A 24,006-nucleotide genomic window follows, 5' to 3' on the forward strand; every position below is an offset into this window, starting at 1 on the left:
AATCAAGTTTTTCTGTCAAATGATAAGGGGCTCAAACAATCCTAAGTGGCTTGTGAAGTAAAATATTCCTTTTCAATATGCAAGATTTCATTACTTAGTTGTTGGGATAAAGACTTCACTTTATTACCATCTTTACCCTCAACCATGACTCTTAATAAAGGTTCTGTTCCCGAAGGACGCAGTAAAATACGTCCTTCACCCTGCCATTCATTACTAAGCTCAGCTACGATTTTTAAAACACGGTCATGCTCTGCCAACTCTTTGGCATTGGTGGTTTTTATATTAACGAGTGTTTGTGGTAACAACTGGATACCAGCTGCCAAGTCCTGCAAACTTTTCTGTTGCCTTATCATCGAGGCCAATACTTGCAGGGCAGCTATGATGCCATCCCCGGTAGTGGTTTTATCCAGGCAAACTATATGTCCAGACGATTCACCGCCTATTTTCCAATCTTGTTTCTTTAAACTCTCGAGCACATAACGATCCCCTACTTTCGTGCGTAGAAAGGGAATCTTAAGTTCTGCAAATGCTTTCTCCAACCCATAATTGCTCATTAATGTGCCAACAACGCCTCCTGACAGTAAATTCATTTGTTGACGATCTTTTGCAATGATGTATAGAATTTGATCGCCATCGACAATATTCCCAACGGCATCGACCAGAATAAGCCTATCCCCATCACCATCCAGGGCTATACCAATATCCGCCCCCGTCTGTAAAACATGCTGACGTAGAGTGTCAGGAGCAGTAGAACCGCAGGAAGCATTGATATTGAAGCCATCTGGCTTATTGCCTATTGCCAAAACATCGGCTCCTAATTCGTTAAACACATTGGGGGCAACGTGATAAGTTGCACCGTTGGCACAATCCACTACGATTTTAAGCCCTGTCAGGCGTGTTAGTGAAGAAATTGTTGATTTGCAAAATTCGATATAGCGTCCTGAAGCATCGTTAATTCGTGCAGCCTTACCCAATTTCGCCGACGGCACGATTTCCAACGGTTTCTCCATTTCTGCTTCGATAGCCAACTCCATTTCATCAGGAAACTTACTACCATCAGCAGAAAAAAATTTAATCCCATTATCCTCAAATAAATTATGCGAGGCACTAATAACAATACCAGCATTAGCACGCAAAGTTTGGGTTAAATACGCTATGCCAGGAGTAGGCATTGGCCCTAACAACCCGACATTTACACCTGCTGCAGATAAACCAGCCTCTAACGCTGACTCCAACATGTAACCAGAAACGCGTGTATCTTTACCAATAATAACCTTGCCATTCTCTCCTTTGGCAATGACACGTCCCAGAGCCCAGCCTAATTTTAAGATAAATTCAGGGTTAATCGTGGATAAGCCAACTCTGCCGCGAATTCCATCCGTCCCAAAATATTTACGTTGATTCATCCTGTTAAGACCTCTACTAATTTAACGTGAGTGTTATATAAGAAAATATAACTATTTTTTTTACATCGAACTAGTTCAATTTAAACGAATCCCGATAAAATTCTATTGCAATATTAGGACATATCTTGCCCTTGCAATACACTACATTGAGACCCTTACACTTGATTTATTACCTTCTCATTATAAACTGCGTCCAACATTATAAGAACTTGCTGAGTTTCATCAATATCGTGTGTTCTTAGAATTGATGTTCCTTGCAAGGCAGCAATAACTGAAATTGCTAATCCTCCTAACAATCGTTGTTCGACTGGTTTTTGCAGAACAGCACCGATTGTTGTTTTACGTGAGACTCCTAACAGTAGGGGACGATTGTATTGATTAAAGGTAGCCATGTTTTTAACCAGCCGCAAATTGTGTTCGGGCAATTTGCCAAAACCAAAGCCAGGATCAAGAATTAAATTTTCAAATTTAATTCCGGCTGTAAGACAATGCTTTATTTTTTGCTGAAAAAAAGTATGCAATTCATCGATGATATCTTGTTCATAATGAGGGTGTAGCTGCATAGTCATTGGCTCACCTTGCATATGCATCAGACAAACTGGAACATCAAGTTGTGCGGCAGCCTGCAATGATTCCCCTGAATTTAAAGCGGTGATGTCATTGATCATGTCAGCCCCTGCTGCAACTGCCTCCTTCATCACTTGATGCTTTGTCGTATCAATAGAAATACAACAATCGGTTTCTTCTCTCAATCTTTCAATAACTGGGATAACTCTGGCTAACTCTTCCTCACAACTCACTGGTTGGGCTCCCGGTCTGGAAGATTCTCCTCCTACATCAATGATGTCTGCTCCTGCTATTATCATCTTTAAGGCGTGCTTAACTGCATTATCACGCTGCAGAAATTTTCCGCCATCTGAAAATGAATTGGGGGTAACATTAAGAATACCCATAATTAAAGGTTTTTGTTGGTACAACGAAGACGAATTCTGGTATGAGTGGCACCATTGCCGAAATTGTTTGCTATTCATTGGGGATATCACAAGTATTACCAAAGACAATAGTAAGCACCCACTAGAATCATTAGCCGGGTGCCTACCATAAACAATTAGTGCTCACCCGCAGGATGATCGACGGGCTTACCATTTATTGCTGTGGGAGTAGTATCGCCACCTTTTTTATCCTTCTCAAGGAGTTTCGTGGCATCCCAATCATCCGGAGGTGAAGGTTCTTGACCAGACATAATTTCTTGAATCTGCTTCGCGTCTATGGTTTCGTATTTAATTAATCCTTCCGCCATCAGATGCAGTTTATCCATATTTGCCAAGAGAATCTCTTTCGCACGTTGATAATTTCTGTTGACAATTTCTCTCACTTCGACATCAATATCCTGAGCCGTTTTATCAGAAATCTCTTTATGCTGATTTACAGGGCGACCTAAAAATACCTCGCCTTGCTCTTCACCAAACGTCAAGGGACCAAGGTTGGAAAGTCCCCAGGTAGTAACCATTTTGCGGGCAATTTCAGTAGCACGCATAATGTCATTTGAGGCGCCCGTAGTCACATTTTCCACACCAAAGATTAACTCCTCTGCAATACGTCCTCCAAAAAGGCTAGATAATTGGCTTTCCAGGCGACGTTTACTATGGCTATACCGATCTTGTTCTGGCAAAAACATTGTAACACCTAGGGCACGACCCCGAGGAATAATTGTTACTTTATAAACAGGATCATGCTCTGGAACTGAAAGACCAACAATAGCATGCCCAGCTTCATGATAAGCGGTTAATTTTTTCTCATTTTCATCCATGACCATGGAGCGCCTTTCGGCTCCCATCATAATTTTATCTTTTGCTTTATCCAGCTCAATCATTGCAACTTTACGTTTATTGGCACGAGCAGCAAATAAGGCGGCCTCGTTCACCAAATTGGCTAGATCAGCACCGGAAAAACCCGGGGTTCCGCGTGCGATAGGTAATATTTCGACATCTTTATCAATAGGCACTTTCTGTAAGTGGACTTTTAGAATTTGCTCTCGTCCGCGAATATCAGGCAAAGGTACGACGACCTGGCGATCAAAACGCCCAGGACGTAACAATGCTGGATCAAGAACATCAGGGCGGTTAGTGGCTGCAACCACAATTACCCCTTCATTCCCTTCAAAACCATCCATCTCAACGAGTAATTGGTTCAATGTTTGCTCACGCTCATCATGACCGCCACCCAATCCTGCACCCCGATGTCTACCCACTGCATCAATTTCGTCAATGAAAATAATGCAAGGTGCATTCTTTTTAGCCTGTTCAAACATATCCCGAACGCGAGAAGCCCCCACACCAACAAACATTTCCACAAAATCAGAACCCGAAATTGTAAAAAAAGGTACTTTGGCTTCACCAGCTACTGCTTTAGCCAATAAAGTTTTACCGGTTCCAGGTGGACCAACTAGCAACACACCACGCGGAATGCGCCCGCCTAAGTTCTGGAATTTGGATGGGTCACGCAAGAAATCTACTAATTCCTTCACTTCCTCTTTTGCTTCATCAACCCCGGCAACATCAGCAAAAGTGACTTTAACCTGGTCTTCCCCAAGCAGGCGCGCACGAGAGCGCCCAAATGACATGGCGCCACGACCACCGCCACCTTGCATTTGTCGCATAAAGAAAATCCAAACACCAATCAGTAATAGCATTGGGAACCAGTTAATGAATAGATGCAACAGGAAGCTTTCCTGTTGTTTTTCCTGGCCACTAATGTCTACTTGATTTTTTAATAATTCGCCTAACAAAGCATCATCTTGCATCGGCATATAAGTGACAAAACGATGATTATTTTTCGTAAGCCCTTTGATAACTTTGTTGTCTTCAATGGTTACGGTACTAATCATGCCTTGATCAACTTCCTTCAAGAACTTGCTGTAGGATATTTTTTCAGCGGATGTATGGCGCGGACCAAAATTACTGAATACTGAGACTAGCACTATTGCTATTATCAGCCACAAAAATAAATTTTTTACCATGTCGTTCAAAGCATTAACCTCGTTTTGTGACGTATTTCTACGAACGATAACGTTACTATAAATTATAGCCCTTCGCCAGCAAATAGGTTTCTCGCGAACGAGAACGTGAAGCAGCAGGCTTGCGAATGACTACCTTATCAAATTGCGTACGCGCTTGTTTAACCAATTCATCAAATCCAGCACCATGAAAGACCTTAAGTAATAAAGTGCCCCCTGGTTTTAACATCCTAGCACCAAAATCGAATGCCAGTTCAGCTAAATACATGGCTCGCGGAATATCAATAGCTGCTGATCCACTCATATTTGGGGCCATATCTGATAAAAGCAAGTCCACCCCCTGCTCAGGAACCCTATTTATTAATTGTTGGAAAACTTCATCCTCGCGAAAATCTCCCTGGATAAAAGTTACTCCTGGTAATGAATCCATTGGCAAAATATCTAGTGCAATAATCATGCCGCGTCCTTCTATTTTTTCAGAAACGTATTGCGTCCAACCTCCTGGAGCAGCGCCTAAATCAACAACAGTCATGCCGGGTTTTAACAAATGCTCTTTTTCGTCAACCTCTTTGAGTTTATAAACTGCTCGGCTGCGGTAGCCTTCTGCCTGCGCCTTTTTAACAAAGACATCGTCAAAATGCTCCTGTAGCCAACGTTTACTGCTTTTGGAACGGGGCATACATTTTTATCTCACTATAGATTTACTGAATGATACTGAAATTTACTACCTTTTCCCAGCAAAACGTGCAATAATTTGCCATTTAATGAAAGGATAGTCCCTATGGACACCACATTTAGACAATCCCTAAAGGCAAAAGCCCATCATTTAAAGCCAGTTATTCTCTTAGGAGCCAAAGGCTTGACACCCGCCGTAGTGGAAGAAACCAATGTTGCGTTAACCGCACATGAATTAATTAAGGTTAAACTTAGTGGTGTAGAAAAAAAAGAGCGGCAAGTAATAGCTTCGGAACTTTGCCAGCAGCTTGATGCTGAATTGGTACAATTAATAGGCAACATTGCCATTATTTATCGAGAAAATGAAGAGGACTCCCGTTAAGCCTCCTTTTACACTTCTTAATGCTGCAATAAAAGAAATGGGTAATTTTACCCATTCGTTATTTTTCTCTAATCTGTATAATTTTAAATCATAACTATTCTTCCTGGCATTAAGGCGAGCCAAGATTATATGCAAGAGTCTGAACTTATTGCTGCACTGCAAAACCCTGTGTTATTTAAACGTCTATTTGTAACCATTGATGATTTGGAAAAAGCTGCCGGAAAATTTCCACAATATAAAAAGCACTTAATCGACTATCTTTTAAATGATCCCGGGGAATTTACACGACTACTTCCCAATAATAATGCTTTACGTAGCACCACCCTATTGTTTCCGCCCTTTATCAATTCCATTTTGAATAATCCCCAAGTATTTAAACGTTTATTTACCAATAAATATGACCTTTGGTGGACTATAGAGAAATTCCCACAATACGACACCATATTGATCCATTATATTTTGTATACTCCCGGCGAATTTCAACGATTTGTTCCAAATAATCACACTTTAATCGGGATTATGGTTGCATACCCTGAATATGCCGAAACATTGATTTATTATGTTTTAAACAACCCTCACGAGTTAACACGTCTTTTTGCTACTGTTTATGATTTGGATAACACTTTTGAAAAAGTTCCATTCTTTAGTAGGGTTATAATTGACACGCTTTTAAAAAAGCCCGAAGAGTTTAAACGGCTTTTTCCAAATAATGAGACATTATATTTCGCTACAAGAAAACTTTCAGGTTTTATCAAATACGTGATGCGAAATTCCGAGGAATTTAAACGGCTTTTTCCTGACAGTAAAAACTTTCGTTTTACTGCCAAACTGCTTTCACAATATACAGAAAAACTAATGGATTACGTCTTGAATAACCCTAAGGAATTTAAACGTCTTTTTACTACCCTTGAAGAATTAAATGAAACAGGAAAATTGTTTCCTAGTTATGCTGATAGTCTCACACAAAAAAAGAACAGCTTAAAAAATTTAAACGAGATTAAGAAGAATATTTTGTTACTCATGCAAGCAAGAAGGAAAGGTCCGTATTTTTTTAAAGCCGTACCCAATGAAATAATAGCAAAAATCGCTACCTTCACGAGTGACGCTAGTTTGCTTAGCGAAGAAAACGCTTTTAAAGAAGCTTATTCGTTGGTTGCACAAATCAGCTGAAAGTATGTTCTGTTAATTACACACTCATGCCAACCTTTTGTGCTATATATTTAACAATATCATTCGACATTGAACATGATGAGATCCCTAACTGCTCTTTTAATTTTAGCCAGTGTCGCAACCTTTCTTTTAGCCGGTTATTATTTTATTGAGGCTTGGCGAATTACCTACAATACTGTCGCCACAAAAGGCCAAGTCGTTAGCTTTGAAGTGAAGCCCTCTCAAAACAACGTGGCTCGCGCGGAAATGCTGCATTATCCTGTTGTTCGATTTAAAGATAAAACAGGCGACACAATAACGGCTCCTGCGCGTTTAGGATATTATCTTCATCACTATAATATTGGTGACAAGGTTCCTGTACTCTATCACTCCCATGATCCTAAGCATGTGGCAATCGGGAATCACATTGCTATCTGGATGCGTTTTTTTTTAGTCTTTATGGCAGCCCTTTTTTTTACCGTAATAGCATGTATTACATCCCTTAATCGCAAATAATTTTCTTGCAGTAAACATAAATGCTTGCAAATGAGAATGATTATCATTTATATTGAATTTATCTTTTTCTTTCTTAGCAGTTGTAGAGCGATAAATGGAGAACCTCTTATGGCCTTAGCCTACGGTGATTTTCACGCACTAACCCATCAACTTCGGTTCATGCTTTTTGAAATAGGAATAGGGCTTCCCCAACGTACCGTTGAATATTTTATTGGTCAGGCACATCGGGAATGTCTTAAGCGCTTACAGCACACAGCAAGCCTTGAAAGGCTAATTACTTCCTCTATCAATAGCCATCACATTCATGATTTTATTGACCAACTGCAAGAGCAGCTTAAACAACAACAGCCTGCTTCACGATTTTTCAATTGGCAGGCACTCAAACACGAATTGGATGAAACAGTGGCAAATGAAGCCATGGCTCAAGCCTACCGCCAATGCTGGCAACTGGAATTAAGTAAACAGGCAAAAGGCTTTTCCAATTTTTGGGAATGGCTATGTGAAAAAAATGTGACTGAAACTGTACAGTTTTTAGAGCAATGGGGATGTCTTGGGCAATTGTTTCATCCCAATTTTCGTACCAAAATAGGCTTTAGCCGACGCGAAGTCTTGCAATACTCCCCTGAGTTTAATGCGCAGTTCAGTCTTCACTGGTGTGCGCTGCATCAGCGGCAAGCTTATTTTGCAGCACATGGCCTCGACTACAAACGCTTGATGGCAGAGCAATTTCCGAAAGAATATCAGCTTTGGCAAAGTCAATTACTTTTTAAGCATTATGATCCTGAACACTATTTGCCTCTACCCCTTCATCCCTGGCAATGGCGCAATCAGATTCAACATCCGTTTTCGCAATTAATTGACAGTAAAGATTTAATTTTGCTGCCTCACCTCCAGTTGGTTAGACCATCGATGTCTTTTCATACCGTAATGCCGCAAACAGCAGCAAATGCCTGCTATTTAAAGTTAGCCATGGCAGTGCAGACCACCTCAACAAGGCATTTAATATCCCAAGATATAATGGACGGTGGGCCAAGATTGTCTCCATGGATTAATCATTTATTGGAAAAACACGGTCATTATCAGCAAAGTCTGTTTATAACAGCTGATAAGGCAGGCTTGCGTGTTAATCACGCTACCGTACCGGAATCTCACGGTGAACAACTTGCTGTAATCTTACGTGAAAATCCGCTTTCGAAGCAAAAGAACGGGCAAATTCCAGTGCCATTGGGCGCACTCTTTGCGCAATCACCACTTTCTGGTAAGCCACTACTTATCGATATTCTTGATAGTAGCAACCTATCACCCGATGTTTACTTTAGAAATTATTGCCAAAAGTTGTTAACAGGCCAACTGCATTTATTGTTGAATTACGGCATTGTCCTTGAAACACATTCACAAAATGTTTTCATTGTCTTTGACAATCACCGCCCTAGTGCGCTGATTATTAGAGATTTGGAGAATGCCAGCCTTTGTCTGCATCGATTGTATGGTGATGTAGAAAAACCAAAGCTCTCTTCTGAATCAAAGATAGTGACTAACAATCTAACTGAACTTGGCAATAGGTTTGTTCACGGCAATTTTCAGAGCAACCTAGCCCCCTGGATTAATACTTTGAATCATCATTATGGTTTTGCAACAAATAAATTATGGCAAATTGTACGGGAAGAATTAAGAAAGTTATTGGACAATTTTGCCTCAGAAATTAATTCAGAACTATTAAATTTTTTTAAAGATCAACTGCTTGTTAAAGAGTGGCAACATACCCCCCTATTAACCATGCGCCTTCACAAAGACAATAAAAACTATACGGCATTCCCTATTTTTAATCCTTTAAGCCAACGATAAGCCGCTAACAAACGTGACAGTAGCACAAGGATTGTATAAACTTGACAAAGTCATTTGCCTTTGGCTGTTACCAGATGGCAATAGCCCTAACACAAAATCTAAGCCAGATGAGGGTATGTTTAAGTTACCATTTCTAAAATATATACCAAATGCTCTTACCATATTGCGTTTCGTACTGATAGTGCCATTTTTGTTATTTTTATACGAAAAGGAATATGCACAGGCTTTTTATTTGTTTCTTGTAGCGGGGCTAACTGATGGTTTTGATGGTTGGTTAGCCAGGCATTTTCAGTGGCAAAGTCCGCTAGGCTCGTTTATAGATCCTATGGCAGACAAGTTGCTTGTAGCCTCCAGTTTCATTTCTTTGGCGTTAATTGGCTCACTGCCATGGTGGTTGGTTATTCTGGTGTTTTTACGCGACTTGACAATTTCTGTGGGCGTTTTAGCCTGGTATTGGTTAATTCCGCATCAAATTAACTTTGAACCGACCCGATTAAGTAAAATTAATACCGGCTTGCAACTTGCTTTAGTGACTTTGTGTCTTTTTGAATTGGCTTTTTTTACCTTTGCGCCTTATTTAATAGAAATTCTCGTTTTTCTGACTGCAATAACTACCGCTGCAAGCTACTTAGACTATGTCTGGACGTGGGGTAAAAAAGCTTACTCGCGGAATGCTCTTGACAAATGAATCGGCAATTGGCTTTAGCAATTCAATTAAATGATGAATCGACTCTGGCTAATTTTTGCTGGGACAATAATCCCTTACTACAACAACAAATCGAAACTTGTTTATCAGGTACGGGAGAACGATTATTAACCATTTGGGGTAACTCAGGTTGTGGTAAATCTCATTTACTACAAGCTTGTTGTCAAGCTTTAAATAATCAAAGGGCAATTTACCTCCCCTTGCAGGTTTTGAAAGAATGGGGACCAGAAAGTATCGAGGATGTGGATACCCACAGCTTCATTGCAATTGATGATATTGACTTAATTGCTGGCAATACAGTGTGGGAAGAGGCATTATTTCACCTTTACAACAAAGTACGTGACAATGATGATACGACTTTGATAATTAGCAGCAGACAATCCCTTACAGCAATAAAAATGCATTTGCCAGATTTACGCTCACGTTTGAGCTGGGGATTAGTGATGCAACTTCATGAACTTAGCGATGAATTAAAAATTAGAACCCTACAATTACATGCCCAACAGCGGGGCTTTGAATTACCCGTGGGTGTCGGACAGTTCTTACTTAATCGATGCGGCCGTAACATGCATGATTTACACATAACACTTAATCAATTGGATGAAGCCTCTCTGGCTGCGCAACGCAAAATCACCATTCCTTTTGTCAAATCAATTCTCAACCTTTAATTGTTAGTCCTAAAGCTGCAAATTTTATATATAGCCATTTGCAGTTTTTTCTAAAGGTTGTTCAACCACTTTTCGAGACAGCAAGTCGCTTAAAGATTTGGTTTTTCTTAATACAGGCGCTTGGCCAAAAAAGGTCTGATTAGCACTGTATTGAAGAGAGCCAACTGGTTCTATACCTGCAATAACATCATTAGATGCCTCTGTCTGATTAGGCTTAACCCCAACCAGAGATTGTTGTAACGATGCTAATTGAGCTTGCAAATTTTTTACTTCTTGCAATAATCCCCCATTTTCCGACTCGAGATTAACCACTGTTTGCGTTAATTCATTGTTTTTACCTTTAAGCGCTGCATTATCTTTTAATGCATTAATTTTTTCCTCAATATTGTTCAAGAGAATTTGTAATTTTTCTGTTTCCCGATCTACGACTTTAGATTTACACAGCGCATCAATCTTCTCTTTATCCAATCCTTTCCAACGGCTGATAAGATTTTCTATTCCAGGACGCTCGACAAACCAATAAACACTAAATGCAGCTAAACCAATGACCACACTGGCAAGTAATACAGGCCAGAAGGTTGCAGCAACGGAAGTAAAAAATAAACCGGCAACTGCCAATGCCACCGTTTGACCAGCAAAAAAGCCACCACTAAAAAAGATAATACCAGCCACTGCCGCTGTGGCCATTTTTGCAGCGTTTAAATAAGGATTATTCAGGGCTTTCTTAAGTTTGTCGCGGGCTTCATTTAACGCTTCATGTCGTTTAAGAAGCATTACTGCCAGTGCTTTATCTTCTTCCAGTTGTTGTTGTGTTTTTTCCAAAGGTTTAGATAGCTCATAACGGATTGCTTTAATTTGTTGAAACTCATCCAGTAAAACATCCAAAAGCTTAGGCGTATCTCCTTTCTTCACCCCTAAATTTTTAGAGATTTCAACCAAATCAAAGCTATAAAAAACAATGATTGAAAGAACGGAAAATAAAGTACCCACTGCAAAAATAGCAATGGTAGGGACAGCAGAGAAAGCACCCATTATGGCTGTTACGCCATCAAAACCCTCACAACCAAAATAAAGGGTACCAGCTATCGCTAGAAGGACATATTTTGCTTTGCTTCGCCAACTTGTAGGTTTCTCTTTTTTCTTAGGTTTAGAAGGATTAATCGACTCTTTAAAATCTTTTAATAGAGATGCATTCAGTGAGGCAATTAGGAATGCTATTTCCTCATCAGCAATAATATGCTGAACCGTTTCAAACCAGTTAAGTAACGTTTGGCGCTCAATTGACGTTTGCTGTTGAAATACAGTGGTAAGGTTAAGATTTTTTTTTGACAACTGAGAAATCAAGTCTTGGCTTGTTGTACTAAGCTGAATGACCACGATTGTATTTCCCCCCTACGCGAAGTCCAGCCCTTCCCTAAAGTACTTCGGGCATAATCTCTCTATAATACTGTTAATTTATTAACCAAATATTAAGGATGCGAAAAAAAGGCGAATTTTTATATAATTTTTTATAAATGTATATTTTTATCTTCCTACGCTCTGTAACATTTTCACAGCTTGGAATTCTATTTGTATTTCGCAGGAGTTAATACACCAGACAATGAAATTTGTCCTGGTCAAGACTAAGATGAGCCTAAGCATCATTGCGACTATCCCCCTCTCTTACTATACTTTGGATACTATTACCCCCCAACAGGACAAGCTTATGAAAAAGCTTATAAATGTTGACAATGTCTATAACTACGACTACTTAGGCTTTACCAACTGCGTTACTCATAATGGCGTTATTTATATTACGGGACAGGCAGGTATCGATGCCCAGGGCAATCTCGTGGGTCCAGGAATAAAAGAACAAGCTGTTAAAACTTTTGAAAATATCCAAACCATATTGGAAGCAGCTGGTGCGAGTCTTGCTGATATATTGGCAATGACTTGTTTTATTGTAGATATTGAAAAAAATGGCCCGGATTTTTTTACCACCAGAGCAAAAATGATGCCGGTCAACTCGTTTACCAGTGCATCAATAGGAATTTCAAAATTAGCCATGCCAGGCCTTCTCGTTGAGGTGCAATGTACAGCGGCATTACCGCATACTGCTTAAGTTATATGTCAATGGCTGCGGTTCGCTTTATATAGCGACTTAACTGTGGTGAAGTAATCAGCATTAACAAGCCGATAGCCAAAGTCACCAAACCAATCCAGGCAAAGACTTTCGTGTAAATCATCAACGATTCAATGCCTGGTGTTAAATTCTCAGGTAATGAGGTGTAAGAAGCCACTGTGGCCCCTATAAATCCAGCGATGGCAGAGGTTAAAAACCACATCCCCATTACAAAACCTGCAATACTATTGGGTACCAATTCAGCAACCATTGCAACACCTAAGGCAGATACTAACAACTCACCTGTACTTTGGAAAAAATAACTCGCAATTAACCACCAAGATGAAACAACCCCCGATGTATCATGAAAGTATCTGGCAAAAAACAAGAGTCCAAAACTGACACCACAACAAAGCATACCTGTTGCAAATTTGTAAGGAACAGGGAATGAAATACCTTGCTGATGCAGCCTGCCATACAGCATGGCTAACACAGGGCTTAAAGTAATAATCCAGATTGGATTTAATGCTTGAAAACTCTGTGGATCAATCGAAATACCCAATAGGGTGGGAGTGACATTATGTACTGCAAATAAATTTAAAGACGTAGGCATTTGTTGATAAAGCGTAAAAAAAACGATAGCTTCCAGCATTAAAATAAAAGCAACGACCATCCGCATAAAAGAGGCTTTATTTTCTTTACGCATATAAAAAAAATAAATAGTCACAACCACCGCGCTAATTACCCAGACAAGATTTTTAGCCAACATCACGTGTTGTAATAAATAGGCTGAAATGATAGTAACGATGACGATACCGGCTATTACTAATAACCATTGCCAGAATTTAACTTCTTTCCTGTCAGCTGCTGTATTAATTGATAACACGTGTCGGCGTTGGAACCAATAATTAGCCAAGCCTAACACCAGGCCAATAAAGCTAATAAAATAGGCATAAAAATAACCATATGTACTGGAGAGAGCTGGACCCACAAATAAAGCAACGGTTGATCCTAAATTAATTGCCATATAATACAGAGTAAATCCACCATAAAGACGAGGGTCATTTTCCTCGTAGCATTTTGCCAATAAGCTTGAAGGATTTGCTTTGAATAGGCCATTACCAACACACACCAACCCCAACGCTAAAAAAACATGTTCCTTATCGGTAATAGCTAAGGAAAGATAACCAAGTGCAAGCGTAATTAATCCCAGCACAATGGTGCGCTTCGTTCCCAAAACATTATCCCCTAGATAACCGCCAAAAGAAACGAGCCCATAAACAAGCGCAGAAAAGGCGCCAAAGGTGTAATATGCAACGGTATCGCTGAATCCAAGAAATCTGATGAAATAAAGCGTTAAAATGCCCTGTACTGTATAAAAACCAAAGCGTTCCCAGATTTCCAGCATAAAAATCATATGAAAGGCTCGGGGTTGAGCACGAAACAAGGCGAGCATTTTTTCCTTTATGTTTGAGAGGAGGATTAAATTTAACGCTATAATAATTTGGGGATAATTGCAATGCCATGCTCAGGACAAAAACCAATATAATCTAGCCCTAGGTGCTAATGATGGCCTGAGGGAAGTTCATCCATCTTCTGTGGTAAATTAGGTTTACTTTTATTTTCCTCCTGAAACAAACTTGGTGAATGTTTTGATTCAGACGTTTTTTTTATAATAATCTGATTTAAATCAATCCCTGTTTCTTTGAAGGCTGTAACCAGTGATTCGTGACTTAAAAACTGCTCTCTTTCTTGTGCTGACATTTCAATTTGGCTTATTGAGGATTGAAGCATTTGCAAAGTAGGCTGTATGGGTGCTCGCCCTAAGAAACCCCTTAATTCTTCCAGAGTTAAAGGGAGCCCACTTGAACATATAATTTCCTTTATTGTCCGCAATAATAGCTTTGGATTTTGAGAATTGCTTGCAACCTGTAGTTTATGCTCTACTTGCTCCTGTTGTTGTAAAAGTGCAACTTGCTCTTCCAATGCATGAATTGCTTCTTGACCATGTAACTTCACCATCGTTAATCCCGTAGACTCTAGGTTGATGCTGGGAGAAACAATATCCTTCTGGTCATTTGTCACAGGTGTTCCACTTTTGCCATTCAGTTTATTGCTTATCCATTTTATCCACTGTATCACTGGTGAGACTAGGATGCGGGCGAGAATATAGACACTTCCTAAAGCAGCTGCGGCGGCCACTACAGCCAAACCAACCACAGGAAAAGTCAGGGTAACAGCTAAACCAATGACTGCCATAGCAGACAATCCAATGGCTACCGTTTTGTCAGTCAGACTCATCATATTCATTTTGGCAAGTTTTTGTGAAAACCGCACCTGTTTATCATATAAGATCTGCAACTCTTCTTTTAAAGTATTATAAGCTTTCTCAAGTTCAACAAATTCTGCTGCACATGCTTCAAAATTTTCAGGCTCCCTTTCAATTTTCTCCTGTAAACTTTTAGCGCGGTCTTGAAGCTGCTTGAACATTTTTGCCTTAGGCTGGATTGCCTCCTCAACTTCACGTAGTGTTTTTTGCGTCTGTAGGTATTCCCTTACATGTTTAATTAGTAAAAAAACACTACACCCAAAACCAAGAATCGCAGTCACCAGTGCAATAGGAGGAGCTGCGGCAGGAACTGTCAATGAAATAATCGTTAATACTAGCAAGACTGTAGAATAAAGCCATCGTGCATTTTTATTAAGCGTGATAGGTGGCTTTTGGCCAATCAATAAAGCAGCCAAATAAATCAAAGGAATACGAAAAAAATCAATTAAAGCAAGTCCCAATCCTGCCCATTGAAACCCATTTCCTGCCGCTTGTGCAGCAGTGGCGGCAGCCTGTCCTTTAATAGCAACCAATTTGCTTATGGAGGCACCAGTTCCATCTAAGCCATGGAAAAAGTTAGAAAATAAAGGGAGTTTTTTTAATAACAATAAAATAATCGTTTTGTCTGGCAGAGGGCGGCCCTTAAGATGCATTTCATGCATCTCTTGCAGTTTTTTTAAAATTTCCATGGGCATTAAACTAGCATTAAACACTGTCTTTCCTCTTGCGATAAGAAGCCTATTTTCATCGCTTTTAGTCTTTCACCGAGTAAGATTTATCTATTTTACCAATTAATCATTAGCAGAAAATTAAGACTAGTCAATCCTTAACCAAATTTATCAAATATTTTAAATTTTTTTGACCGTGTGCTAACCATCCCTTGCAAGAAGCCACCCTAGTCCACTATATTTTTATATCTTTAAAAAAAATAAGTAGTTATGACAAAAAAAGGCCTTTATTTGGCTGGTGGTGGAGCTCGTGGTGCTTACCAGGCCGGTGTGCTGAAAGCTATTAATGACATTTTACAGGTGAAGCCACTTCCTTTTCATATGATTAGCGGGGTGAGTGTGGGTAGTATTAATGCTGCTGTTCTCGCTGAAAATGCACATGATTTCCCTATCGGTGTTGAAAAACTTGAATCAATGTGGGCTGATATTTCTTGTCAGAAAATTTTTAATGCCAGCAATTATGAGTTGAGTAAATCTGTATTACGAAACTTAAGTCATTTAATGATAAAGCAGCGCCAAACAGGACATCTACTTGATACAACCCCCCTACAGGAGTTTATTACTGAAAATATTGATTTTGATCTCATCAGAATTAATATTGCAAGCCATCACTTGGAAGTGATGGAAGTCATTAGCCAATGTTATGAAACGCAACAAACCATTTCATTTTATCAACACTACGACGCACCTGATTTTGTGGACTGGCATTACCCTCGCCATGTAAGTCAACGTACCACTCTAACAATGGAACACATTCTTGCCTCCAGCGCACTCCCTCTTTTCTTCCCAACCGTGCGCCTTGATGGCTTTCATTACGGTGATGGTAGTATGGGGCTCGTAGCTCCATTGCGGGGTTCTATTCGTTTTCAGGTAGAAAAAATACTAATTTTAGGAACCAGGCAATTGCCGATATTCACCAACGCCGAACATCTAAAAAATGGAAATATTGGCTTTGCCCGCATTTTAGGTGGAATGTTAAACGGTATATTTCTTGATAATTTGGATCGAGACATCGAAATGGTTAACCGCATGAATGATATCGCACGGCTTTTATCCATGTGGAAGAAGCGGCGCTCACCCTGGCGTCCTATTGAAACTCTGCATTTAAGACCCAGTATGGATGTCTCACAAATTGCACAATCCCAATATAATAACATGCCTACGCTGTTGCGCTTTTTACTGAACGTCCTAGGAGCAAAAGATCATTCCGGTGATTTGCTAAGTTTTTTACTGTTCGAAAAAGAATTCACCCGCGAATTAATTGATCTTGGTTATCAAGACACGCTTTCGGTAGCTCCGGATGTCATTAAATTTTTTGCCACTTAAATGCATCCTACTTCTACTTTATTTATATTACGGGGCACTGCGCAACAGAGCTTGGTAATCACTGGAGCGTAGTTTGGCCAATACTACCTCTGTTTCTACCCTTACACCATGCCAAATAAAGAAAGCTTCTGCCGCTTGTTCAACCAACATACCAAGACCATCAGTACCTCTACAATGATGTGCATGCGCCCACTTTACAAAAGAAGTGGGTTCTTGCATGTTATAAGCCAAATCATAACAATAAGTCGTTGGGTGCAAAATGTCTAAAGGCAAACTAAGCGTTTCTTTGCTCAAACTCGCCGAAGTTGCATTAATGATTAAATCAAACCGTTCTTTTAGTTCTTGGAAGCTACAATAAAAAATTGTCGGGAACTCTTCATGCAATATTTTTGCTTTTTCTAGCGTACGATTGGCCAGAGTTAACTCGGCAATACCACTATCCAATAAAGGTCCCATGATGCCTCGTGCCGCTCCTCCCGCCCCTAGGACAAGGACTTTTTTATCGTCTAATTGAATATAGCGGCTTAAATCTTTAATTAAACCAATGCCATCTGTATTATCAGCACAAAGTAACTCCTCCTGCATCCATAATGTATTAGCAGCTTTTGCCTTTAAACAGCGCGATGTCTTTGTCTCTGCCATGGCAAAAGCCCGCTCTTTAAAAGGCAAAGTAATGTTTAAGCCCTTGCCACCTTTCGCAAAAAAATTGGATACTTGCACTTCAAAGCAATCCTCAGCAACCCATTTTTTTTCATAGACAAGGGATTGTTTCGTTTGTTTTGCAAACTGCTGATGAATAAAGGGAGACAAACTATGGGCTACAGGATTACCCATAACGGCAAAAAGATTTTGCATATTTTACTCTTCTTACATCTCTATACAGGATGTGTATGGGGGATTACTCAAATTTTTGCAACGACTTTAAGCTCTCAATCCATTAATATTTATTTAAAATTGGCCCCAAATAATGACATTTTAAAACTTATCAAAAAATTTAATAATTATCTTAGTGAGAAAACGATTTTTTCACAATATCACCTTACTCCTTTTTTAGACAATCATCCCCTCCATCTAACCTTGTATTTAACGAATTTTACTCCTGAACATTTACCACAAATAAGCCGATGCGTTCAACGCATTGCCAATCATACCAAACCTCTTGTCATTAAAAGTAATAAAATTGAAGCCAGCTCAAGTATGTATATTATGCTGTTAATTCATAATACTAAATCACTTCAAGCGCTTAGCAACAAAGTCGTCACACAATTAATGGCTTTTCGTGACAAAAAAACCTGCATTCCCCCCTGGGTAAAAAACAATAAACGCAAAGTACAAGCTTTCTTACGCTTTGGTAGCCCGAACGTATTTGCAAATTTTTCGCCGCATTTCTCAATTTTTGCCGCTAACTATTTAACGCCACGGAACTCAGAAAAATTGCAAGAGATCTTAATCTCTTTCATCAACGAATTTAATAAAATACAAACTATTGTGGACGCAAAAGCCATTGCCATTGGTATTGGTTTAGCCGATGCGCAAGGACAAATCCTTCATGAATTATATGAATTTCCTTTAAATGGATAAATTCTCAAACTACTTAACTACAGTTAATTTCAACCTCAAACCTACCTGTTGTTAATGTTTTTTAATTTGCTCATTCGATTTAGATTTTTTAGAGCTTACAGATAATCGCTTTCCTGCTGTTTTGCCTGTTTCCATTGGGAGATTAGCTATTTCACTCATCACTCTTCGTGGATCGAAGCTGGAACTTGAAAGCATAGGATCTAACCAAGGCTTGGTAATATCGATCGCAGCCTTGGTGGGAACCATCGCCAGTTTTGAGGGATTTAGTAAAGATTTTAAGGTTTTTGCTGTATCCAACGTCGATTTTGAAGAATTCTTAACCGTTTCTGTCACTGGTTTTAGCGTTTGCTCAAAAATCACAAAGGATTGCCGAAGATAGTCAAGTGCCTTATGGCCATTTTCAAAAGCAAGGTTAACTTGTTTTTCAATGATTTCCTCAGGGCTTTTTATACCCAATAAATCCTCCGCTTTAAGGAATTTAATTTCTTTCAACAAGGTTAAATTAAGCTCGAGCATCTCTTGAAATGGTTTCTGGATGTGTCTGGCTATTTCACTCCATTGCTCTATGTATCGCTGATTCATATGTCCTCCCTGTCACCAATAAAGGGCTTATCTATTAAGTTTAGATCGTGTGCAAAATTTGGCAAATCGTAGGCTCGATACCTCTGCTTTTGGACGCGTCGAAGATCGAAGTAAACAAAAAAATTTGTAGTTTACAAAAGATAATGTCAAACGCTTTATGCATATTTATTAAGCAACATCATTGTCTGTAATGATGTTGCCAATCCCAATAAGCATTTCCGTTAAATTAAACGGCCAAGCTTTTAGCCACTATCTCACGCAAATCTTTTGATAATTCAAGAGTAGCCAATTCCTCTAATGCTTTTTTCATAAACGCTTGCCTTTGTAAATCATAGCGTTGCCAGCGCGTAAATGGCGTTGCAAGGCGGGCAGCAATTTGCGGATTTATTTTATCTAATTTGAGTAGCATCTCGGTTAAGAATTTATAGCCACTTCCATTGTTGGCATGAAAATTACGTGGATTGTTTTGACAAAAAGCGCCAATTAAGGCTCTTACTTTATTCGGGTTTTTAATATTAAAAGCAGGGTGTTTTAATAAAATTTTCACACGTGCCAGGGCATCTGGTAATTCACTACTTGCCTGAATTGCAAACCACTTATCCAATACCAGCTCGTCTTGAGACCACTGTTGATAAAAACTATCAATTGACTGCTCTCGTGAAGAAGCATGGGAAGAATTATTAAGTAATGCAAAACTGGCGATTTGATCAGTCATCGTCTGGGATTTAATAAATTGCTGCTGGCATAAAGATAAACTACGCTCCTCATCCGACTTCATCATAAGCCATAAACAGGTATTCCTTAACTGCCTTTGGCCGTAAGCCTGTGCGTTCATGTCATGGGTTTCAATTTTCCATAAACGCTCATAAGCGGCAAAGGCCACTTCAAACAAATACAGTCCCAATTCCTTGCGAAAAAAATCACGTGCAGCCTCAACCATCTCCACATCGACCGTGGATAAACAAGCAGCTACCTCTTCAAATGCAGGGGGCATGAGAATCTCAGCGCGAAGGGCATGATCAAGCGATTCATCCAGTAAAACATGCCGATAAGCGGCAAGTAGTGCTTCCGGGATATGCCAATCCTGACGTGGTAAATCAAAATAAGTAGTAATACAATCCAAGGCTAAGCGCTGGGCTGCATCCCATTTTGCAAAACCATCTGACTCGAAACGCAACAATGCCAGTAATTCGTTTTCATTTCTTTGGAAATGTAATTTTATTGGTGCTGAAAAATCGCGCAGTAAAGAAACAACAGGTTCTTCTTCTAATCCGGAAAAACGAAATGATTGTTCAGTTTCTTTCAACTCCAAAATATCTTTTTCGACAGATAATTGTCGACCCTTTTTATCGAATAAAGCCACACGTATGGGTATATGAAATGGCTTTTTATCAGAACATTCCGGTGTCGGTGGACAGGTTTGCCGCATAGTCAAAGTGAGTGTATCACCGCTTAACTGCTTAGAAACATGTACCTCAGGTGTTCCGGCTTGGCTATACCATCGCTTAAACTGGGTGAAATCAACCTGATTGGCATCCTCCATGGCCGCTACAAAATCATCAATTGTTACAGCCTGGCCATCATGTCTTTCAAAATATAAATCCATGCCCCGACGAAAACCCTCTTTGCCCAATAAAGTATGCTGCATGCGAATTACTTCAGCCCCTTTATTGTAAACGGTAGCGGTATAGAAGTTATTAATTTCCTGGTAAGAATCCGGTCTGACAGGATGAGCCATAGTACCGGCATCTTCCGGGAATTGGGTATTGCGTAATACCTTAACATCCTGAATGCGATTAACATCGCGTGAATTCATATCACGGGAGAATTCTTGATCACGAAATACAGTCAAACCCTCTTTGAGACTCAGTTGAAACCAATCGCGACAAGTAACACGATTTCCAGTCCAATTGTGAAAATATTCATGCCCTACAACACCTTCAATATCAGTAAAATCTTGATCAGTTGCGGTATCTGGCCGCGCTAAAATATATTTAGAGTTGAAAATATTTAAGCCTTTGTTTTCCATAGCGCCCATGTTGAAATCGCTGACTGCAACAATCATAAAAACCGACAAATCGTATTCCCGTCCATACACCTCTTCATCCCAGCGCATGGCGCGTTTTAATGAGGCCATGGCGTGAGCACATTTATCTTCGTTTCCAGGTTCCACGTACAAGCGCAAATCCACTTGCTTACCGGTACATGTTACAAAGGTATCTCCGATACAGGCTAAATCACCTGCCACTAAAGCAAACAGGTAAGAAGGCTTTTTAAAAGGATCTTGCCATTTAACCCAGTGTCGCCCATCTGATAAATCCCCAGAATCGATTAAATTGCCATTAGAGAGCAAAACAGGGTATGTCTGTTTATCTGCAGTGATTCTAGTACTGTAAGACGCTAAAACATCAGGCCGGTCCGGGAAAAAGGTAATTCGTCGAAACCCTTCCGCCTCACATTGGGTGCAAAATAAATGATTAGAGCGATAAAGCCCTGATAGTTGCGTATTTTCTTGCGGGCGTATACGTGTAATGATAGTTAAATTGAACTCGTCGGGACAATTTTTAATGATTAAATCCCCATCTTGTAATTTATAATTTGCTGCAGTCAGTTGCTGATTATCCATATGTACACTGACTAATTCCAATTCATCACCGTACAAATGCAAAACACCTGGATGCTGGCGTTTTAATTCCAATTGACTAGTAATCAAAGCATGATCATCATAAAGGTCAAAATTAAGCGCTACGTTTTTAACTGCAAAGGTAGGGGGTTGGTAATTTTTTAAAAAGATAGTAGTGTCTGGCATGGAGTTTGCTCCTGATCTTGCTATAGAACAAAAAATATTAAAATAATAGCTTGAATTTGTTATTAAATTTTATAGCTAAACTATACTAAATTTAGATAGTGTCTCGTTTTTAGAGATGAAATGCAAAAATTTTGAAATTTGAAAAAAAGCTGGCTTTTTTTCCCATAACAGGTAGGGATAGTACAAGGGGATGACTTATGACTACACTAGATTTTTTATCGGGTTACACACAACGTTATGTTGATAATAAAGAAGAAGAGCTAACCCTGGACGAATACCTGGAATTGTGTCGCACAGACCCATCTGCCTACGCTAATCCAGCTGAGCGTTTGTTAATGGCAATTGGTGAACCTGAACGCATTGATACTCGCCACGATCCTGTTCTTTCCCGACTTTTTTCGAATAAAGTAATTCATCAATACCCTGTATTTACAGAATTTTTTGGAATGGAAGAGCCTATTGAACAAATTGTAGGTTTTTTAAGACATGCCGCCCAAGGGCTTGAAGAAACCAAGCAAGTTCTTTATCTATTGGGACCTGTAGGAGGTGGTAAGTCCTCTTTGGCTGAAAAATTAAAAGACCTTATGCAAAAAACTCCTTTTTATGCCATCAAGGGCTCTCCGGTATTTGACTCTCCCCTTTCCCTATTTGATCCGGAAGAAGATGGCGAATTGCTTTTTGAACGTTTTGGCATTCCACCGCGTCATTTGCGTTATGTGATGTCGCCATGGGCAGTCAAACGTTTGCAGGAATACAATGGTGACATTAGCCAGTTTAAAGTGGTTAAGGTAAAACCCTCTCGCTTAAAACAGATTGCCATCGCCAAAACTGAACCGGGGGATGAAAATAATCAAGATATTTCATCTCTGGTAGGTAAAGTCGATATTCGCAAACTGGAAGAGTTTTCTCAAGATGACCCCGATGCGTATAGCTATTCCGGTGGTTTGTGCCGTGCTAACCGCGGCTTGCTTGAGTTTGTGGAGATGTTTAAAGCACCGATTAAGGTACTTCATCCATTGCTGACAGCAACGCAAGAAGGAAATTATAATGCGACAGAGGGTTTGTCAGCGATTCCCTTCGAAGGCATCATTCTAGCGCATTCAAACGAGGCAGAATGGCAATCTTTTCGTAACAATAAAAACAATGAGGCATTTATTGATCGCATAAATATTGTCAAAGTCCCTTATTGCTTGCGGGTTTCTGAAGAATTAAAAATTTATAAAAAACTTGTCGATCACAGCTCATTGAAAGATGCACCTTGTGCTCCAGGCACCTTGAATATGCTTGCGCAGTTTTCCGTATTAACTCGTTTAAAAGAGCCACAAAACTCAAGTATTTATTCCAAAATGCGTGTCTACAACGGTGAAAGTTTAAAAGACACGGACCCTAAAGCCAAATCATATCAGGAATACCGTGACTTTGCGGGTGTTGATGAAGGGATGAGTGGTATTTCAACGCGTTTTTCATTTAAAATTTTGTCCAAAGTTTTCAATTTTGATCATACCGAGATAGCAGCCAACCCGGTGCACTTGCTCTACGTACTCGAGCGACAAATAGAGCAGGAACAATTTCCTCAGGAACAGCATGAAAAATATTTAAACTTTTTAAAAGAATACCTAACACCGAAGTATGTTGAGTTTATTGGGAAAGAAATACAAACAGCCTACCTCGAATCGTATTCTGAATACGGACAAAATATTTTTGATAGATACATTACCTATGCTGATTTTTGGATTCAGGATCAAGATTATCGTGATCCTGACACAGGAGAAATTTTCGATAGAGCTTCATTAAATCTCGAACTGGAGAAAATTGAAAAGCCTGCGGGCATTTCTAACCCGAAGGATTTCCGCAATGAAGTCGTTAATTTCGTTCTAAGAGCCCGGGCTAACAATCATGGAAAAAATCCCGTCTGGAACAGCTATGAAAAATTGAAAACGGTTATTGAGAAAAAAATGTTTACCAATACGGAAGATTTATTGCCAGTAATTTCCTTTAATGCCAAAGCTTCTGAAGATGATAAGAAAAAACATGAAGAATTTATTGCCCGCATGGTAGACAAAGGCTATACGCGCAAGCAAGTTAGATTGCTGTGCGAATGGTATTTGCGAGTACGTAAGTCACAATAACTAAATGCATAGCTTGTCTTATTAGCCGTCTATTGATGCGTTTTTGAGGTTGAGAGAG

General features: G+C 39.6%; 20 protein-coding genes. 10 read left to right on the forward strand and 10 right to left on the reverse strand.

What is annotated here, in order from left to right; translation table 11 throughout:
- Positions 1 to 41: 41 nt before the first annotated feature.
- From glmM to rlmE, 4 genes are all read right to left on the reverse strand, one after another.
- Entirely contained in the window at positions 42 to 1,406 is a 1,365-nt protein-coding gene (gene glmM, locus Ljam_RS08445; RefSeq protein WP_058449603.1) for a phosphoglucosamine mutase, read from the reverse strand.
- A gap of 155 nt (positions 1,407 to 1,561) precedes the next feature.
- Positions 1,562 to 2,437, reverse strand: coding sequence for a dihydropteroate synthase (gene folP / locus Ljam_RS08450; RefSeq protein WP_058449604.1), 876 nt, complete (start codon positions 2,435 to 2,437; stop codon positions 1,562 to 1,564).
- A 77-nt stretch (positions 2,438 to 2,514) separates the two neighbouring features.
- A complete protein-coding gene (gene ftsH / locus Ljam_RS08455) occupies positions 2,515 to 4,425 on the reverse strand; it encodes an ATP-dependent zinc metalloprotease FtsH (RefSeq protein WP_058449605.1) in 1,911 nt (636 codons plus the stop codon).
- Between the two features lie 55 nt (positions 4,426 to 4,480).
- The gene (gene rlmE / locus Ljam_RS08460; RefSeq protein ID WP_058449606.1) at positions 4,481 to 5,101 is read right to left on the reverse strand and encodes a 23S rRNA (uridine(2552)-2'-O)-methyltransferase RlmE; all 621 of its coding nucleotides are present in this window, start codon (positions 5,099 to 5,101) and stop codon (positions 4,481 to 4,483) included.
- A gap of 102 nt (positions 5,102 to 5,203) precedes the next feature.
- Here rlmE and Ljam_RS08465 point away from each other — a divergent pair, with 102 nt between their 5' ends.
- From Ljam_RS08465 to hda, 6 genes are all read left to right on the forward strand, one after another.
- Entirely contained in the window at positions 5,204 to 5,479 is a 276-nt protein-coding gene (locus Ljam_RS08465; protein ID WP_058449607.1) for a YhbY family RNA-binding protein, read from the forward strand.
- Positions 5,480 to 5,608: 129 nt separating this feature from the next.
- Positions 5,609 to 6,649: a hypothetical protein gene (locus tag Ljam_RS08470; protein ID WP_058449608.1), complete on the forward strand. Its 1,041-nt coding sequence runs from the start codon at positions 5,609 to 5,611 to the stop codon at positions 6,647 to 6,649.
- Between the two features lie 75 nt (positions 6,650 to 6,724).
- Positions 6,725 to 7,144, forward strand: a complete 420-nt coding sequence (locus tag Ljam_RS08475) for a DUF3592 domain-containing protein (protein WP_082651606.1) — start codon at positions 6,725 to 6,727, stop codon at positions 7,142 to 7,144.
- Positions 7,145 to 7,252: 108 nt separating this feature from the next.
- On the forward strand, positions 7,253 to 8,989 hold the full coding sequence (locus tag Ljam_RS08480) for an IucA/IucC family protein (RefSeq protein ID WP_058449610.1): 1,737 nt from the start codon (positions 7,253 to 7,255) through the stop codon (positions 8,987 to 8,989).
- Positions 8,990 to 9,104: 115 nt separating this feature from the next.
- On the forward strand, positions 9,105 to 9,677 hold the full coding sequence (locus Ljam_RS08485) for a CDP-alcohol phosphatidyltransferase family protein (protein WP_058450770.1): 573 nt from the start codon (positions 9,105 to 9,107) through the stop codon (positions 9,675 to 9,677).
- Complete coding sequence (hda, locus tag Ljam_RS08490) at positions 9,674 to 10,363, forward strand: DnaA regulatory inactivator Hda (protein ID WP_058449611.1); 690 nt, start codon at positions 9,674 to 9,676, stop codon at positions 10,361 to 10,363. Before Ljam_RS08485 ends, hda begins: the two co-directional genes overlap by 4 nt.
- Positions 10,364 to 10,387: 24 nt before the next feature.
- Here hda and Ljam_RS08495 read toward each other — a convergent pair whose 3' ends face one another.
- Entirely contained in the window at positions 10,388 to 11,740 is a 1,353-nt protein-coding gene (locus tag Ljam_RS08495) for a hypothetical protein (RefSeq protein WP_058449612.1), read from the reverse strand.
- A gap of 328 nt (positions 11,741 to 12,068) precedes the next feature.
- On the opposite strand from Ljam_RS08495, the gene Ljam_RS08500 reads away from it, so the two are divergent.
- The gene (locus Ljam_RS08500) at positions 12,069 to 12,464 is read left to right on the forward strand and encodes a Rid family hydrolase (RefSeq protein WP_058450771.1); all 396 of its coding nucleotides are present in this window, start codon (positions 12,069 to 12,071) and stop codon (positions 12,462 to 12,464) included.
- 1 nt (position 12,465) lies between these two features.
- Here the strand turns inward: Ljam_RS08500 and Ljam_RS08505 are convergent, their stop codons facing one another.
- A complete protein-coding gene (locus Ljam_RS08505; RefSeq protein ID WP_058449613.1) occupies positions 12,466 to 13,920 on the reverse strand; it encodes an oligopeptide:H+ symporter in 1,455 nt (484 codons plus the stop codon).
- Positions 13,921 to 14,027: 107 nt separating this feature from the next.
- Complete coding sequence (locus Ljam_RS08510; protein ID WP_058449614.1) at positions 14,028 to 15,506, reverse strand: hypothetical protein; 1,479 nt, start codon at positions 15,504 to 15,506, stop codon at positions 14,028 to 14,030.
- A gap of 225 nt (positions 15,507 to 15,731) precedes the next feature.
- On the opposite strand from Ljam_RS08510, the gene Ljam_RS08515 reads away from it, so the two are divergent.
- Positions 15,732 to 16,847: a patatin-like phospholipase family protein gene (locus Ljam_RS08515; RefSeq protein ID WP_058449615.1), complete on the forward strand. Its 1,116-nt coding sequence runs from the start codon at positions 15,732 to 15,734 to the stop codon at positions 16,845 to 16,847.
- A gap of 27 nt (positions 16,848 to 16,874) precedes the next feature.
- Here the strand turns inward: Ljam_RS08515 and aroE are convergent, their stop codons facing one another.
- On the reverse strand, positions 16,875 to 17,702 hold the full coding sequence (gene aroE / locus Ljam_RS08520; protein WP_058449616.1) for a shikimate dehydrogenase: 828 nt from the start codon (positions 17,700 to 17,702) through the stop codon (positions 16,875 to 16,877).
- On the opposite strand from aroE, the gene Ljam_RS08525 reads away from it, so the two are divergent.
- Positions 17,661 to 18,428 carry a 2'-5' RNA ligase family protein gene (locus Ljam_RS08525; protein WP_058449617.1) on the forward strand — a complete coding sequence of 256 codons (768 nt, stop codon included), beginning with the start codon at positions 17,661 to 17,663 and terminating at the stop codon, positions 18,426 to 18,428. The two genes, aroE and Ljam_RS08525, sit on opposite strands and share 42 nt — an antisense overlap.
- A 51-nt stretch (positions 18,429 to 18,479) precedes the next feature.
- On the opposite strand, the gene Ljam_RS15595 is transcribed toward Ljam_RS08525, so the two are convergent.
- Together Ljam_RS15595 and pepN are read right to left on the reverse strand one after the other, a co-directional pair.
- Positions 18,480 to 19,010 (reverse strand): phasin family protein, encoded by a 531-nt coding sequence (locus Ljam_RS15595; RefSeq protein WP_065235532.1) that lies wholly within the window; start codon positions 19,008 to 19,010, stop codon positions 18,480 to 18,482.
- Positions 19,011 to 19,236: 226 nt separating this feature from the next.
- Positions 19,237 to 21,819 (reverse strand): aminopeptidase N, encoded by a 2,583-nt coding sequence (pepN, locus tag Ljam_RS08535; protein WP_058449618.1) that lies wholly within the window; start codon positions 21,817 to 21,819, stop codon positions 19,237 to 19,239.
- Positions 21,820 to 22,016: 197 nt separating this feature from the next.
- Between pepN and Ljam_RS08540 the strand changes: the two genes are divergently transcribed.
- Complete coding sequence (locus tag Ljam_RS08540; protein WP_058449619.1) at positions 22,017 to 23,948, forward strand: PrkA family serine protein kinase; 1,932 nt, start codon at positions 22,017 to 22,019, stop codon at positions 23,946 to 23,948.
- Positions 23,949 to 24,006: the final 58 nt, after the last annotated feature.

Source organism: Legionella jamestowniensis (assembly GCF_001467745.1).
GTDB classification, from domain to species: Bacteria; Pseudomonadota; Gammaproteobacteria; order Legionellales; family Legionellaceae; genus Tatlockia; species Tatlockia jamestowniensis.

Coding starts and splice junctions, on each gene's coding strand:
- glmM (WP_058449603.1), bottom strand. CDS start 1,406: ATGAATCAACGTAAATATTTTGGGACGGATGGAATTCGCGGCAGAGTT.
- folP (WP_058449604.1), bottom strand. CDS start 2,437: ATGAATAGCAAACAATTTCGGCAATGGTGCCACTCATACCAGAATTCG.
- ftsH (WP_058449605.1), bottom strand. CDS start 4,425: ATGGTAAAAAATTTATTTTTGTGGCTGATAATAGCAATAGTGCTAGTC.
- rlmE (WP_058449606.1), bottom strand. CDS start 5,101: ATGCCCCGTTCCAAAAGCAGTAAACGTTGGCTACAGGAGCATTTTGAC.
- Ljam_RS08465 (WP_058449607.1), top strand. CDS start 5,204: ATGGACACCACATTTAGACAATCCCTAAAGGCAAAAGCCCATCATTTA.
- Ljam_RS08470 (WP_058449608.1), top strand. CDS start 5,609: ATGCAAGAGTCTGAACTTATTGCTGCACTGCAAAACCCTGTGTTATTT.
- Ljam_RS08475 (WP_082651606.1), top strand. CDS start 6,725: ATGATGAGATCCCTAACTGCTCTTTTAATTTTAGCCAGTGTCGCAACC.
- Ljam_RS08480 (WP_058449610.1), top strand. CDS start 7,253: ATGGCCTTAGCCTACGGTGATTTTCACGCACTAACCCATCAACTTCGG.
- Ljam_RS08485 (WP_058450770.1), top strand. CDS start 9,105: ATGTTTAAGTTACCATTTCTAAAATATATACCAAATGCTCTTACCATA.
- hda (WP_058449611.1), top strand. CDS start 9,674: ATGAATCGGCAATTGGCTTTAGCAATTCAATTAAATGATGAATCGACT.
- Ljam_RS08500 (WP_058450771.1), top strand. CDS start 12,069: ATGAAAAAGCTTATAAATGTTGACAATGTCTATAACTACGACTACTTA.
- Ljam_RS08505 (WP_058449613.1), bottom strand. CDS start 13,920: ATGCTCGCCTTGTTTCGTGCTCAACCCCGAGCCTTTCATATGATTTTT.
- Ljam_RS08515 (WP_058449615.1), top strand. CDS start 15,732: ATGACAAAAAAAGGCCTTTATTTGGCTGGTGGTGGAGCTCGTGGTGCT.
- Ljam_RS08525 (WP_058449617.1), top strand. CDS start 17,661: ATGGGCTACAGGATTACCCATAACGGCAAAAAGATTTTGCATATTTTA.
- aroE (WP_058449616.1), bottom strand. CDS start 17,702: ATGCAAAATCTTTTTGCCGTTATGGGTAATCCTGTAGCCCATAGTTTG.
- Ljam_RS15595 (WP_065235532.1), bottom strand. CDS start 19,010: ATGAATCAGCGATACATAGAGCAATGGAGTGAAATAGCCAGACACATC.
- pepN (WP_058449618.1), bottom strand. CDS start 21,819: ATGCCAGACACTACTATCTTTTTAAAAAATTACCAACCCCCTACCTTT.
- Ljam_RS08540 (WP_058449619.1), top strand. CDS start 22,017: ATGACTACACTAGATTTTTTATCGGGTTACACACAACGTTATGTTGAT.